General features: G+C 42.4%; 13 protein-coding genes and 1 pseudogene. 2 read left to right on the top strand and 12 right to left on the bottom strand.

Going from position 1 to position 15,074, the window contains the following annotated elements:
* Positions 1–3: 3 nt before the first annotated feature.
* The 7 genes from E6W40_RS11580 to E6W40_RS11540 all read right to left on the bottom strand — a co-directional run bounded on the left by E6W40_RS11580 (position 4) and on the right by E6W40_RS11540 (position 8,527).
* Entirely contained in the window at positions 4–345 is a 342-nt protein-coding gene (locus tag E6W40_RS11580) for a hypothetical protein (RefSeq protein WP_136605604.1), read from the bottom strand.
* Between the two features lie 156 nt (positions 346–501).
* Complete coding sequence (locus E6W40_RS11575; RefSeq protein ID WP_136605603.1) at positions 502–3,096, bottom strand: winged helix-turn-helix domain-containing protein; 2,595 nt, start codon at positions 3,094–3,096, stop codon at positions 502–504.
* Between the two features lie 566 nt (positions 3,097–3,662).
* Positions 3,663–4,094: a universal stress protein gene (locus E6W40_RS11565; protein ID WP_136605601.1), complete on the bottom strand. Its 432-nt coding sequence runs from the start codon at positions 4,092–4,094 to the stop codon at positions 3,663–3,665.
* A 5-nt stretch (positions 4,095–4,099) separates the two neighbouring features.
* Entirely contained in the window at positions 4,100–5,395 is a 1,296-nt protein-coding gene (locus E6W40_RS11560; RefSeq protein WP_246072966.1) for a CynX/NimT family MFS transporter, read from the bottom strand.
* Between the two features lie 144 nt (positions 5,396–5,539).
* The gene (locus tag E6W40_RS11555; RefSeq protein ID WP_136605599.1) at positions 5,540–6,106 is read right to left on the bottom strand and encodes a helix-turn-helix domain-containing protein; all 567 of its coding nucleotides are present in this window, start codon (positions 6,104–6,106) and stop codon (positions 5,540–5,542) included.
* Positions 6,107–6,511: 405 nt separating this feature from the next.
* The gene (locus E6W40_RS30020) at positions 6,512–6,697 is read right to left on the bottom strand and encodes a nucleotidyltransferase domain-containing protein (protein WP_246072965.1); all 186 of its coding nucleotides are present in this window, start codon (positions 6,695–6,697) and stop codon (positions 6,512–6,514) included.
* 735 nt (positions 6,698–7,432) lie between these two features.
* Positions 7,433–8,527 carry a BUD32 family EKC/KEOPS complex subunit gene (locus E6W40_RS11540; protein WP_136605598.1) on the bottom strand — a complete coding sequence of 365 codons (1,095 nt, stop codon included), beginning with the start codon at positions 8,525–8,527 and terminating at the stop codon, positions 7,433–7,435.
* 824 nt (positions 8,528–9,351) lie between these two features.
* On the opposite strand from E6W40_RS11540, the gene E6W40_RS11535 reads away from it, so the two are divergent.
* Positions 9,352–9,861, top strand: a complete 510-nt coding sequence (locus E6W40_RS11535) for a tetratricopeptide repeat protein (RefSeq protein ID WP_136605597.1) — start codon at positions 9,352–9,354, stop codon at positions 9,859–9,861.
* Between the two features lie 602 nt (positions 9,862–10,463).
* The gene (locus tag E6W40_RS11530) at positions 10,464–11,117 is read left to right on the top strand and encodes a cell wall hydrolase (protein WP_136605596.1); all 654 of its coding nucleotides are present in this window, start codon (positions 10,464–10,466) and stop codon (positions 11,115–11,117) included.
* 387 nt (positions 11,118–11,504) lie between these two features.
* On the opposite strand, the pseudogene E6W40_RS30015 reads toward E6W40_RS11530, so the two are convergent.
* From E6W40_RS30015 to E6W40_RS11505, 5 genes and pseudogenes are all read right to left on the bottom strand, one after another.
* Positions 11,505–11,699, bottom strand: a pseudogene (locus E6W40_RS30015) (double zinc ribbon domain-containing protein); the annotation flags it as partial.
* 243 nt (positions 11,700–11,942) lie between these two features.
* Positions 11,943–12,443 carry a nitroreductase family protein gene (locus tag E6W40_RS11520; RefSeq protein ID WP_136605594.1) on the bottom strand — a complete coding sequence of 167 codons (501 nt, stop codon included), beginning with the start codon at positions 12,441–12,443 and terminating at the stop codon, positions 11,943–11,945.
* A gap of 68 nt (positions 12,444–12,511) precedes the next feature.
* Positions 12,512–13,084 carry a nitroreductase family protein gene (locus tag E6W40_RS11515; RefSeq protein WP_136605593.1) on the bottom strand — a complete coding sequence of 191 codons (573 nt, stop codon included), beginning with the start codon at positions 13,082–13,084 and terminating at the stop codon, positions 12,512–12,514.
* A 156-nt stretch (positions 13,085–13,240) separates the two neighbouring features.
* Positions 13,241–14,119 (bottom strand): AraC family transcriptional regulator, encoded by an 879-nt coding sequence (locus tag E6W40_RS11510; protein WP_136605592.1) that lies wholly within the window; start codon positions 14,117–14,119, stop codon positions 13,241–13,243.
* A 76-nt stretch (positions 14,120–14,195) separates the two neighbouring features.
* On the bottom strand, positions 14,196–14,681 hold the full coding sequence (locus tag E6W40_RS11505; RefSeq protein WP_136605591.1) for a MarR family transcriptional regulator: 486 nt from the start codon (positions 14,679–14,681) through the stop codon (positions 14,196–14,198).
* Positions 14,682–15,074 lie beyond the last annotated feature (393 nt).

Genomic DNA, 15,074 nt, shown 5'->3' with positions numbered 1-15,074 from the left:
GACTTAAATTTTTTCCTCCCCCGAAGGAACTGGAATACTGCAAGTCGAATAACTGACCCCAATCTTGATGATAGTCTCCACAGGATCTCCTTCCCTTATTGCGGATAACATGAACGCCAAAAGTGTCAACACCTGAAGTATATGTTCAACAGCCCCTTGATCAACAGAATCGAAGGCTGCAGCCAAATACCGCCAGAAGCGGATCCGTTGATTATCTCCCTCACCAAAGGTGTCTACCCGAATCCCACCGGAGCGCAGATGGGTGTAAGCTTGCTCTAGCGCCCATCGTCCAACCTCTCGAAAAGACAAGAACGAAGAACAGTCGGCTTGCAACTGGCCGCTCATTCATCATCGAAAATATCCCTTATTTCGAAATGCGTCCGATATAAATGGAGTATATATGATTCGGTGAGCGATGAAATCTAACCCCGGTTATAGAATCGGTTATAGAAAAAACACAACAAAGACCCGCCACATCGGCGGGTCGTACTCGTTAAAACATCATGGGCCTTGCATTTCTTTTCCGAGTATGATCGCTTCTACCCGGTTGGTCACTTGAAGCTTGCTATAGATATGATTGATATGCGTCTTCACTGTTCCAATCCCGATGCCAAGCGCTTCCGCGATCGCGATATTATCCAGTCCTTCTTCCATGCAGCGGTAAATCTCCAGCTCGCGCTTGGTCAGAAGCGTCTCCAATGCGATCTCTGCTGGAAGAGGCGAAGCAGCTCCGCCGCCATAGCAGGACAATATCCGTCGCACGTAAGCGAGCGAGGGCATGCGCTTGTCTCGGATATTTCCCTTCTGACGCAAATGGACGTACTCCGTCAACATCTCTGCAACCGGATTTCCTTTGTCGACGAAAACGCGGATATACTCATCCGGTTCCGCGTACTGAAGCGCTTCTTCCAGCTTCAGCACCGCTTGCTCCGGCTTGTTCATGCGCCGCAGAATGAGCGCTTGCAGCACCTGAATATCCAGAGCGTCCATCGGGCGATGATCTTTGAGCGCGACGGCAAGCAATTTCTCAGATAAAGACCATGCCTCGTTATTCTGTCCGCTCTCAATTAATATTCTCACGAGAAAAACGTAGATGAACAGTTGATGCACGGACACGGGATCATCAGGCGCTACCCGATATGTAGCCAACCATTCATTGGCCGCAGACGAATCTCCCAGGTTCAGGCGCAAAGCGGCGCTTTCTGCATCGAGGAGAATGAGCGCGGCTTCCGCATGATCCTCCAAAGCATATTGTCTCGCCTTCTCCAGCCATTTCTCCGCCTGCGCGTAATCTTGCCTGACTTTACTTATTCGCGACATGAACAGGCAAGCCGGTACGTAAACCTTCTCCGGCTGATAAGCGATCCGAATACGTTCAGGGAGTCCTACCTGCAAATATTGCACCGCTTTGTCCAATTCGTTGCGTTCGTACAGCAATTCACCGTAGCATACAGTAACAGGCTCCTCTAAATCCATCGTTGCCATAAAGTCGATCATGTTAAGGAAGAATGGTTCCGCCAGATCCCTGGGCAGATGCCTGCCGCGTTTGCCGTTATAGGATCGGTAAATGGACGGAAGTAACGGCATCTGCGTAGAAGCGAAGATAAGATCCGTACCGGATGGATTGTGTTGCAGCGAAAGACGGATATATTCCAAACCTTTCACCACATCCATATCATACTGGGTAGCCTTGAAATTCCTCACATAATACAGGTTACCTAAATAATGCTGTTTGTCTTCCGGCTCCCAGTCGGCGGAAGACGACGCATAATATTGTTCCGCAAGCTGTAAATGTTTTTCGGCCTGATCGGGTTTATGGTCCCACAGCAACGAGTAGATGTAGGTAAAGAATAGGTAATGATGTTCTTGGAGAAGCGATTTAGGGATCACCGACAGCCATACCCTCAGCGTGGAAAATTCCCTGCGAATCATCAGGGCCCTCATCTGATCGAGCAAGCGTAGTGCTTCCGTATAATGCTGCCCAGCTAAGTAATAATCGATCGCGTCTTCGGCAAAATCCTGCGTCTCGTACCACAAAGCCGCGGCACGATACAAATCCTTCGTTCGGCTTGGAACGTGGCGCTTCTGCTGCTTTTTCAAAAAATCTCCAAACAACGGGTGGAGCCGATACCAATCCCCCTGTTCATCCAGGGGAACAAGAAAAAGATTGGCGTCCGCCAACTCCGCCAATTTCCTCGCGCTGTCCGTTTCCCCTGATAACACTTCGCATAGCGGCCCATTCATTTTTTTTAGAATAGAGACATTCATCAGAAATTTCCGGGTGGCGTCGTCCAGAGCAGAAAAAACTTCCTCCAGCAAATATTGTTCGACCTTGCCGCTTTCTCCTGACAGTTTGGCGTAGAAATCCGGTTCCTTCTCGCGATACCGCATGGACAAAGCAGCAAGCCTTAATCCCGTTACCCATCCTTCCGTTTGATCCCAAATTCGTTCCACCTGGTCTCTGGGCATTTCGCGCTCCGTGCATATTTGAAAAAAATCCATCGTCTCAGAAAGATCGAAACGCAAGTGATCGATTTGGAATTCATTCGTCCAGTCCCGGCTGCTCCATCTCGCTTTGGCCCATTGTGGACGCGTCCGGCTTACAAAACAAATATGTACAAGCGGAGGCAAATACTCCAGAAAAAAAGAGACAGACGAGAGAATATGGTTGTCCAAAATCTCATGCCAATCGTCAAACACCAGTACGAGCTGCTTCTTTAGACCATTCAAATCATTAATCAAAGCAGCAAGAAATGTCTCGTAATGCCCAGGCCCCAGAGTCGCGGCTGCAGACTGGCTTGCAGCAGATAAGCCACCAAGAGCTTGTTCTATGGCTTTACTTACATAATGCCAAAATCGAACCGCATCGTTATCTTTCGCGTCGAGCGACAGCCACGCTACCGGTACCGTTAACAGTCTTGCCCAAGCAGTGGCCAGGGTTGTTTTGCCATATCCGGCTGGCGCCGTGATAAATGTCGCCCTCCGCTGCAAGCCCTCGTTCATTTGGGCAATCAAGCGGTCACGTGGCACGGTTTGCAAGATAGGCACCGGAATATTCAATTTGGATAAAATAATAGTATGGTTTTCATGATACATCTGGTTCATCCTTCGCAAAAAACTCTTTTTTTTTACCTTCTACACAAAGGTAATTGGAACCTCCCCTACAAACAAAGGAATGCCGTTCATCTTCCTCGATTAAAAACGTAGGTACTCGTTTATCCATTTTATGTACTTGTTGCTTTAGGGACAAGTACAATATGTAAGACTCTTCATTTTTCATTTGAAATCCACCGATTCCTTCATACATCATAAGTAGATCTATACTTCATAATCATTGTTTCCCACAATAATCCTAAAGGTGAAATTATCATAACTTTTACTGCCGTTTCTGCTTTTTTTACTCTCTGATTGAAGACTGACCTCCGGCGTTTATCTTATCAATATTTATTTTACAAATATAGATCTGTTTAGATCATCATCAAATCGGTTATCGGACCATGTTGTTGTTCATTTCAGCAATCGGTACAAGTTCTTGTCCCTCGGCATCCCCCGCCTTAAGTTGAGAAAAGGCAACCGATAAGAAACCGGCTGCCTTCACCTTTTTATTGAGCTCTCGTTTCCCCTAGTATAACGATGCTTCATCTCTGCAGTTCCCGAAGGAGTTAATGTACAATGAGGACTGGGCAGCTCGATAGCTGTGAAACCTTGTGGCTGACACTTCCAAGCATCAGTTCTTTTATGCCCCTTAATCCACGGTTTCCGATAATAATAAGTTGCTGCTCGGTATCCCTTGCATAATTTAATATTTCATGTGCAGGATCTCCCTTAAGATGAACTGTTTCCGGGTTAATCCCCGCAGATTTTAATATTGATTTGGCTTGTTGCAGCTTTTCCAAACTCGCTTTCTCCATTTCGATCAATATTTCTTCCAAGAAATTCTCTGGTACATATGTCATGCCATTCGATACATTTTCCTGGCTGACATTAACTAAGGTAACTTGAGTTTGTTTGTTTTGGGCTATTTCAATGGTTGCATCGAGGAGTTTGTTCGTAATTTCAGCTTTATCAATGGCCACTATAATTTTGTCAAACATATTTATCATCCTTTCCGTGGCAGCTCGTAACTATTTCGTCCACCTACAATACGGTTTCTTGCTGCTCCCATACCGACTAAAAAAAGTAAGACCGAAGCGCCAAGCAAAATGAAAAGTGGCAAGTTCCAACTATTTGTCGCATCATGCAGATATCCAATAAGGGCAGGACCGACTGCGGCAAGAAGATATCCGATCGATTGCGCCATGCCAGACAGTTCCGCTGCTTGATGCGCATTTTCAGTACGTAACCCGAAAAACATCATGGACAAACTAAAGGCGAAGCCTCCACCAATTCCGAGCATGATGATCCACAACAGAATGATATGGGAGCTTCCGTAAAGAAGTCCGATTGTTCCCGTCAAAAGCAACATGGTTGTGATGACCACTAACAACCGTTGGCTAGACATGCGCCCAGCAATAACGGGGACAATAAAGGTAAATGGAAGCATAGCTAACTGCATGATCGAGAGGTACCATCCGGATTGGTTTGAGTCAATTCCTTGCTGCTTTAGAATTTCAGGCAACCATGCGATCAACACATAGAAAACCATGGACTGTATACCCATAAACATGGTTACTTGCCAGGCAAGCGGGGATCGCCAAACATTCACATCGTTGCTAGCCATTTGTTGACTCGTCGTGGCTGTATGCTTCGTATGATTTATTAATTGGGGTAACCAACAGAGGATCGATACAAAGCTTAGAATCCCCCATATTCCCAATGCCCCCTGCCATTTAAGACCTGCATTCACGGCTAGAGGCACACTAATTCCCGATGCGATTGCTCCACATAAACTCATTGAAATGGAGTACAATCCTGTCATGGAGCCAATTTTATTTGGGAAATCCCTTTTGATTATACTTGGCAATAATACATTACATACGGAAATTGCGAATCCAAGAATTGCTGTCCCAATAAACAGATTAGCTGCGCCAGATAAAGAACGTATCACAATACCAACAGTCAGAAAGATTAGGGCGATCATGATGATACGTTCAACTCCATACTTTCGTCCCAATCTTGGTACTAGAGGCGATAATAAAGCAAAGGCAAGCAAGGGTACTGTTGTGATCATTCCTGCTAATGTATTTGAAATATTAACGTCATCCCTTATAAAACTCACTAAAGGACCGACTGAGGTTAAGGGAGTACGTAAATTAGCTGCAATAAAAATAATGCCGAGAATGATCAGTCCTATAGAGGATGATACGGCTTTTTTATTTTGTTTATTCGGCATTCTCCATTTCTCCTTCCTGAAATCTTTTTTAATATTGCTTTCTGAAAAAACGATGCATAACATCCGCGCGAACAAAAATAGTATAGTATAATATATTGTAATAAACAATAAGTATCTTAAAATATACTGAATCGATTCTAAAAAAATACAACCCTGAATTCCCGTCATGGAATTCGGAGTTGTATTTAATAAGTGAGTTTTTCGATTTTAGAAACCATACTTTAAGGATATATGGAGCACTGTTTCGCTATTCGTATGATTGGTATAAGAGTGAGGACAATCTGCACGAAAACTTATCGTATCATATTGATTCAAGGTGTAAATCTCTCCATTGACTTGAATTTCAATGGAACCAGTCATAACTGTCGCAATTTCAGTTGTATTCACATGATGACCTTCTGGGTGATACGAGCTATTTGGCTGTAAGTAAGCCCGGCACATTTCAATATCGTTGCTTGCGTTTTTAAAGGTTGGTTCAATGATCCAATTTTTTTGATCATTAGAAAACCGCAGTCCTTCGCCTGCTCGATACAAACTAATAGGGTCTTCTGATTTGAACAAAGCCATTAGCGGTAAAGATATGCCTTTTGAAATTTTCCATATAATCGCCAAAGTTGGATTTGTCTCGCCACGTTCGATATTCCCCAGAGTAAGTTTGCTTACACCCGTTAATTCCGCTAAGTCGTCTAAGCTCAGATTTTTTTCTTTTCTGTACTTTTTCAAGGCACCGCCGATTTGTAATACAATTTGTTTTGATTCATCGATTTCATCCATTTGATATTCACCTCAACAAAAAAACAGTTAAAGCTAGTATACTGTTTATTTAAACTCTTTTCCATACAGTTAGAATTGGATGTTAGCTTAACGGACTTCCGAGCACGATTCCCCATGGTGCTATCTTTGAGGAATTTTCTTCCTTCATCTCCATATAGCGTAATCCATTTATTTGCTCGATTAAGACAAGCTTCTCCTATCGGATCCGCAAGCGCATCAAGAGCTTTTTGCCTGAAGTCGTTCAATTTCTCCAAATCTCCAGGCTTTGCATAATAGAGAATTTTGAGCTCGGTTAGGCTCGATATGTTGGGACTCTCTAAAGTGGATTACGCGTGTATCCCAAGGCGTGCAATAGATGTCATATCCAACGTCATTTAAGATGAAGCAATCGGATATTCCCCATCCCTATTCCGTATTATTAATGATAAATAAATCAAGATCGCTCTTCACGTGAAAGTCCCCGATGCTAAACGAACCCGTAAGCCCAATAATTGCGATATCGTCTAGAAAATCTCTTCTTGCGCGTTCGATCACCATGTTGATCAGCAGTTCATTTTTGTCCAGCAGTTTCTTCTGTATGATTTCGTTCATTCGTTACACCCCTTCGTATGAGCCGGCCGTCCTTCATCACAACACCCTCAACAAGAGTCTTTCGATTTAGAGATGTGGTTGCTATGTATAAGTTGAATTAATTCATCTTTGCACAAAATCCGCTAAACTGTCGATATGAACTGATACCAATGAAGACGGCTGAATCATTAAGAAATTATCATACAAAACGATTTTCCACTCTGATTTTTCACCAAAGTGTTAAACTATCCTGCCCGTTAGCGCAACGCGGCTGCCGATCCATGCCGGCAGCCGCGTTTTAATTAAGTTATAGTGATAGTTTAATGCCAAATGGTACCTATCCCACCATGCTGGAATTCCTTTTTAACAGCAAGAGCTTGAATATGTAAATAACCAATCGGAAGCCCTACGGATAATGCCTGAACTATAGTTACAAAACCACCAACTACCTCATTTTCAAATAACAACAAATGTTCTGTAATTCCCGTCCTTATTCATTTTTTCCATAGTTACTCGAAAGTTTTCATCATTAACATTGCGAATTCCAAGTACATCGTTCCATAAAAAAAACAACTTCAGTATAATCATTTGCTACAACTTCTCGTATCTTAATTCCCATACCCTACCTCCCGTTAATAAAAATATTCGAACAAAGGATTCGATAAAGCAATCCTGCCCATTACTTTAATGAAAACCGTAGTCCCGCAAACAATCGGTTTTAATAGTATCCTCCACAAGCTTTATTCCCGGTTTCCCCTATGATTTGATTGGTTCGAACCCATTTACTGCAGAAATCTGTTTAATCTCCTTAAATGGAAACGACGTCGCTCTACTTTCCAATACGAGTTTCGTATAGAAATCGTTCATCACGACGGCAATCGGAGCGTACTTTTTGATCATCTGCGCCGCCGAATCCATGACATCCGGTGTCGTCGTCCCCGCAGCACAACTGCGTATAAAATCTATACGTTCCGAACGATCCTTCTTATTGCCCAAGGAGGTCACAAGCCAGTTTACAAGCTCCGTGACCACATAGCACCCATCGTGAGTCTTGTTCAATGCGAGAAAATCTATTTCGTAATCAGTCAAATCAAACCGAGAAGATGTCGCAAGACCGAAGTCCGTAATATAAAGTCGGTGTCCGTCGGTTAAAATGTTCCGGAAGTGAGCATCGAAATGTAGTAATCCGTTTGCGTTCATAAACCAGACAGAAGACCGCAGCTCGGAATCGACCATAGCAATCGCCGCAGCGGCTGTATCCTCGCCAATATCTACTTGTTTGGTTAACCAATCATGAAGGTTATAGGGAACGTATTCGCAGAACAGTACAACACTATCCTCTGAGTTTTCAAGCGACTCGATGCGAGTCCGTACATCCTTCGAGCCCCAAAACTCAACCATTTTGGAAACATCGCTCAGTTCCGCGGAGATCGGTCTTTTCAAACCGCTTAGCACCCGCCATTGATACATCAACGGAAAGCTCTCGCACTGTTTCGCCAACACCCAGTTGGTGGTCATAGTGTGGGAGGCTACTTCGCGCCAAATGCCGCCACCTGGCGCTCCTATGCCATAGTGACAATACGGGGGAAGTTCGAAAATGTTCTTAGTGGACATGAAATTCTCTGTGCGTTTTTCAATTTCAGAGAGTGGTATAATTTTCACAAAGATTGGGGTGTCATCTAGATGAATTAATGCTGTTGTACCACCGATACCAGCACCAAGAACCATGGCTTCTTCCAATCGGTCATGGAGCTGTTCATTACTAAGCAACGATAATGCAGTGGACACATTAGCATATCGGGCAAGTCGAGTTTCGTAAGTTACATAATTCACTGTAGGTGTTGATTCCATACGATCCCCGTCCTTTCGCTCTGTTTAACAGTTGGTTTTATTTGCTTAAGCTTTGTACGTAATATACTGGGGATAGTTCCATTCTCAACTAAACAACCCGTTACTTCAATAGAAAAAAGCAGCTGCTGCGTAACCTGTTCCACGCTATCGTTCTCCGTTTTTGCAATAGTAATAAACTAAAATGAATAGTAAACTTCTCTGCCTTCAATAATATCATGACAAAGCGTACTGCATATCTTTGCAGCTTCTTCTTTAATCCAGCCATTTTTTATCAGGATCGTTAATAATGTTGATGCATTCAGTTAGCCTCTTGTTGCTTAATTGGCTACCGACTGGCAGCCATTCGTAATTGTGTTATTGTTCTCCGCTTGCTTAATATAAAAAACGTTGGTTATAACATTAAAACTGCCCAAAACAATTACCACTCGGGTCAAACCCTTGTTTAAAATTGAAGAAGACACATTGGTTTTTGTTCTATTCTAAACACATTTTGTACTGATTCAAATTATGTATTATTAGATAATCTAGCTAAGCCAAGACGGATTAGTGTTTTAATGTCTACTGCCCCCATAATTAGAGAAGAAAACTCAGCTACATCCATGCTAATTTCCACATCGTAATCAGTGTTCTCAGTTATAGTTGGAAATCCATTACATGTTCTATATTGTTGAGCAGGCTACCACAGCCTACTCATTTTTGGATAGTACGTTCAACTATAACTATTCATTCATGTATTATTCAACTATCGTATCCTGATAGCGTAATGAGAGTCATTTTTATGTTAAGATTGTCTCATCTAATACTACCGACCTTGGGGTGAAAATATGGAAAGAGACGAATTGTGCAAATTAATTGAACGGCGTGAAGAAGGAAGAGCCAAGCAAGATCAAGCAATATTAGATGAGGTTAGAAATCACTTATTAGAACTACTTTCCTATTATCCTGATGATGCGGAGATCAATTACCAAACCGGAATAGCCCATGATAATTCGGGCCTTGGAAGTGAGGCTATTCCATATTATGAGCGAGCTCTTGAGTTGGGTCTTTATGGGCCTGATCTTGAAAGATGCCTAATGGGATTGGGGAGTACATACCGCTACTGGGGACACTACCAAAAAGCCGTTGAGACGTTACGCAGAGGAATGAGCGAATTTCCAGAGAACCGGGCAATTAAAGTGTTTCTCGCTATGGCCCTGTACAATAGCCAAAGTTACAAAGAAAGCGTTGAGTTGCTGATTATAAATTTAATGGAATCTACCTCAGACGAAACACTTCAATACTTTAAACGCGGAATATTGGCTTACAACGAGGACCTTGATGAAGTAGCCGAATAAGTATAAATTAAAAAGCAACTATCACGGTTGCTTTTTAATTTATACTGTTTTTTGCCTCCAGTTACTAGATTTACTATCGTTCCTCGTTAGTTCAATAACCCAACTGCCTATTTTCTCATTATCTTCAATATATAATATGTTTCTTTTCAAGTAGCATCCTTCTCTCTACATGTATTAATAAAAGCAGAATTAGAACCAACCGCATTGATAAACGTCTGGATTTGTTCATCTTCAAGCCAATTATCCCACTCATTCCTCTCTTGTTTATCTCAAAAAAGCGAAGCCAAATCTTCCGTCAATGCCATATCGTTCACTTCCTCGGTCCATACTTTTTCATATATTATCATAATTTGTGAAGTATGACGCGGCTCGTCAAATTCTGCAAAGCGGGCACAGTTGTGTCATTAGACACAGTTGTGTCATTAGACACAGTATGGCTTGATACGTATAACGAAAAAAAGCCCCTGATCAGCGCAACGCTTCATATTTCCCTTTCTCAAATTTCGCTTAGAGCCGCAAGGTTTTACCACTTATTTTCCAGTTTATGACTTTGCCTAGTTTGCCTTTCTCCCGTTATAATGCCTCGTGAAGGAGATGATTCGATGATAACCAAAAAATGGGCAGTTACCTCGTTCCTCGTCGTCCTATTAATCATTCAAAGCTTCGCATGGAAGGCAGATCATGCCGAAGCGGCTCCCGTCCTTACATTAGGGAGCGAGGATCCCAAAGTTTCTGATTTACAGTACCGGCTGCAGGTGCTTGGTCTCTATGCCAGCCCGCTTGACGGAAAGTACGGCCCCGGCACGGAGGCCAGCGTCAAACAGTTCCAGAAGGAACACGGCGCGGTGGTAGATGGTACGGTCGGTGCCGCCACATGGAGGAAGCTCCGAATGTACACCCTAAGCAAAAACGATATGGAAATTATGGCTAAAATAATCTATAGCGAAGCCCGCGGCGAGTCCTATAAAGGACAGGTAGCCGTTGGTGCCGTCGTCATGAACCGGATCCAGTCGGACGAGTTCCCGGACACGATTCAAGGCGTCGTCTTTCAGAAAAACGCATTCACCGCCGTCAGCGACGGCCAGTACGGCATGAAGCCGAACCGAACCGCCTACCGTGCCGCCATCGATGCCGTACGCGGATGGGATCCGACCCATAATTCTCTCTACTACTATAATCCGAAAACGGCAACGAATAAGTGGATTTGGACACGCGCCCGTACCGTAAATATCGGACGTCATGTATTTGCCATTTGATTTCAACATACATAGGCCCAAGGGATCTTGCCCTTGGGCCTTTTCTTAAAACGGCTGAATCGTGTCCGTGTGAAATTCGTCGTGAGGTTGTATGTTTCTATGCTAGTTAAGGGAAACAATCTTATCTCATTATTTGCTTTTCTTTGAAGCCATCCAGAAGACGAAAATCACAATTGGAATAAATATGAACCACGGAATATTTATCGTACTCCGGGTAATGAAAGCGATCAGCAACAATCCTAATGTTCCAAGAATGAGCCACAGGCAGCCTCTTCCAAACGTCTCCATAGGTGTGGATCCTCCGCTTTCCCCCTCATCCGAGGAAATATGATCATTATAATAACGAGAACCTTTTACTGTCTTAGATACTACGGTTCCACAATATTTGCATGTTACTGAGCTTTGCGCCAAACGTTCATTGCAGTGCTGGCATATTGTAGTTGTTGAGTTTCCTGAATAATCTTTAACTACGTTTGAAGTGCCTTCAATTCGTGCATCTTTAAGCGAATTACCACAAACAACACATATTATCGATCCTTCGACGTTTGATTCCCCACAATGTGTACATATTTTAACTGCCATTATGCAAGACCATCCTTCTTTGCAACTATAATCAGTTGCTTAGATTCCATTTACTGTTAAAACGGTATGAAGTAGGATAAAGTTGCATTAACCAGTTCGTTAACTTAATTAAATGAGCAGGCTGTTTTGGCCTGCTCAATGTTAATTTGATCATGAATACCATTCCTTCCAAAATAGATTGGCGAAGCAGCTTAAGCATCTCCTTCTCCTACAGTTCAGATTGGTTCTCCCCCTGAAAAATGTTTACTTGAGTAAGCTCCAGTTTACTTCACGATCCATTCGTTGTTGAACTTTCAGAACTCGTTTTACTTTTTCCGCCTTTACGTAGCCCAGTTCTAATACCGCAACGATATGTTCCTTGTTTGTCACGTTCATTTTGTCGCATACATTGGGATCATATCTCCACTCGGGGTAAGTAATGTTTACAGCTAACAATTGTTCCCAAGCAAGGATTTGAAAATTTTGAATTAAACAAAATGTAGCAGCCGTATCTTCAGCCTGTCTGTAAGGCAACGAGTTAAGTACATTTACTATAACTAGATGTGCAGCTGGTTCATCGCGGAACCATTCCATTTTCCTACCCAGTTCCTGATCTATATATACAAATCGCCAAGGCTCCCTTAATCCGTGATTTGGAGCCCATACCGCAAGATTGAGTAGTTCTAGGAGAAAGTCTTGAAGCACTGGTCGGGGCTCCTGTTCAAATCGGTTTAAAGGCATTATAGGCATATTCTGCAGTGACATTTTATACTTCCTCCTAAATGAATACTTTTACGCTATTTATTTCATTTGATATTAAGTTGTAGGCATAATCAATTCAAACCTTCTAAGACATCCCAACGTTTCTCAGCAAGCGTGCGTGACCTTCCTTTTGGAACTTTTTCGGGATAACCAATGTTTAACATGCCCATAAACTTTTCGCCTTCCTTGATTCCAATATTTTTAAAAAACGCTTCTTTCATAAGGAGCGGATCAGTCATCCAAAGCATACCCATCCCCTCTTCCCACGCAAGAAGTTGAAAACTCTGTATGATTCGGCACGTGGTTCCAAATATCATTTCATCTTGTATTCGATCACCACTTTGCTGTGCAACAACAATAATTATGGCTGGGACTTGTCGAAAATGCTTATGATAGCTTTTTAGAATCGGTGACAACGCTACCTTAACAATAGAATTCTCTACGGCCTTCTCCATCAAATAATCGGCAAGACGTAGCTTTTCATCGGGACTTAATGCAAAAATATATCGCGTGCGTACCGGCTCCTCATCTGAGTACAGCCGCTCAGCTTCAGATAGTAGTTCTAATAATCGCTGTGACTGTACAGAACGGTCGCTGAATCTACGAATCGTTCGTCTTTCTTTGATTAATTGTTTTGATTCCATATATCTTCACTCCTTTTTCAACTCATCTTAATTGATAATGATTCTCAGATTCAATATATACAAAGCAAATACCGTTATAAGTCCGGTTTATTTCCCCATTTGTCAGAAAAAAACGCATCATCACCACAAGGATGAAGAAGCGTTTAAATGGGAGAACTAATTCAGCTTACGAAATGTCGTTGGAGACATTCCCATGTTCTTTTTAAACCAACGTCCAAAGTAGGATGAATCGCGAAAACCAATGTGTGATGCAATCTCATCCACCTGGGCTTTGGAATGACTGAGGAGGCGCTTAGCTTCCAGTAACTGCCGATCCCTCAGAACATCACTGGCAGAAATACCTAGCGTTTTTTTAATCGAATCGTTCAGATGGTTAGAAGTAACATACAGCATGGAAGCATACTCCGACACAATTGTTGTAGAACGGAAATGCATCTCAACAGCAAGTAAATACTGCCGGCTCAATTTAAAGCCCGCTTCTTCTCTATGGCTCTGCTGCCAATGATCCTCGATTCTACTCATTTCGATCAGTAGCAGCTCAATATAGCTACGTACGGCAATCGTCTGATCCTTCTGAACCTTGGCTTGCTCGCGCGCAAGCAATCGAAAAAGCTCATTAAAAATGAAAGCCTGTTCTTCATTCAATAGCTGAAATGAATTGCCGCCCATCATTTCAAATAACATGGTTGGTGACCAACCTGCTAGTTCCGGTTTTTGTCTGGCCATTAGTTCAGAAGAGAAAATAAGCATGTAACCTTCAACCTCTTGGACCGGATTTTCATCCACCCAGCCATGAATCTGACCAGGAGAGATCAGCACGAGTGTATTGGGTGACAGCGTGTAACTTTGAAAATCAATTCGTACTGTCCCTTGCCCTTTCGTTACCCAAAACATCTCGAAACAATCATGCCGGTGTAGCCCTTGATATACTAATTCCAAATTCTCCTCTTCTTTACTAAGTGAAAAGACTTTGAAATCACTTATTTGGAGCATATCGCCTGGAATGATTGGTATCCTATTTGTAATCATTGACATTAAAGTAATCCTTCCAGAATTTCATGTTTACGTTCTATTAGAAGTGTATTTTATCGACGATTCAAGCGTACATCCTTCAGTAATCCCACTCCGTTAAATCCTGGATGAACTTGCTCGCAAAAACAAGCTCATCAGCAGTATACTTATCAAGAAAATTCATGAATCGTTCTTCAATTTCTAGATGGATTCGATGATGGATAACATAAACTTTTTGGCCTTTTGCAGTCAAACTATAATAGACTTCTTTTTTATTGTCATTAATCTGCTGTCTTTTAATCAAGGCCAGTTTTAGAAGTTTTTTGCTAATTCTTGTGATGGACCCTTTGGTTAATCCGGTTTTTTCTGAAATGGAGGTGACATTGATCGGTGAGAAATCTCCGATACATGCGATGAGGTGAATCTCCGACAAGGTCAAATTCCCCTTTTCGCCAAATTCCTTTTCGAATATATGTAGTTCCTCACTCATTCTGACGGATAACTTGCTTTCCCTTATGTCCTGTTGACTCATAAGATGGATAAAGCTTTTAAAAATCCATTGTTTAGAAAGATCCGTTGGCTGCATTTTCTTTGGTCTCCTCTATTCGCGTATCTTTCCTCATTATACATAATTGTTTCGCAAAAAACATTTGATACGCTTATTTTTGGAACCTTGTAGACCAAAATATCCCTGTAATAGTCATAAGAGCCCCAATACACTTCGCCATCCCTATACTTTCTCCCGATAAGGCAGATATCACCATCGTCAAAAGTGAACAGGAAAATATTCATCATAAAGATTCCAGAGAACTCCATTATTAAATAGATCCCTACATAAGGTCTAATCGACGACCAGGTCGGGCGTTCTTTGACCCAATACAAAGCAAAAATGAATATACCTCAAGGACGAACCTCCAAGCTGCTACTTGCATTGGACTCATCACGACTAAGACAGTTTTCCCCGCGTTGAAATTAGCAC

Origin of the sequence: Paenibacillus dokdonensis (assembly GCF_004916975.1) — a bacterium.
In the GTDB taxonomy this organism is placed as follows: Bacteria; Bacillota; Bacilli; order Paenibacillales; family Paenibacillaceae; genus Paenibacillus_AQ; species Paenibacillus_AQ dokdonensis.
This window is presented reverse-complemented; position numbering and strand designations above follow the sequence as displayed.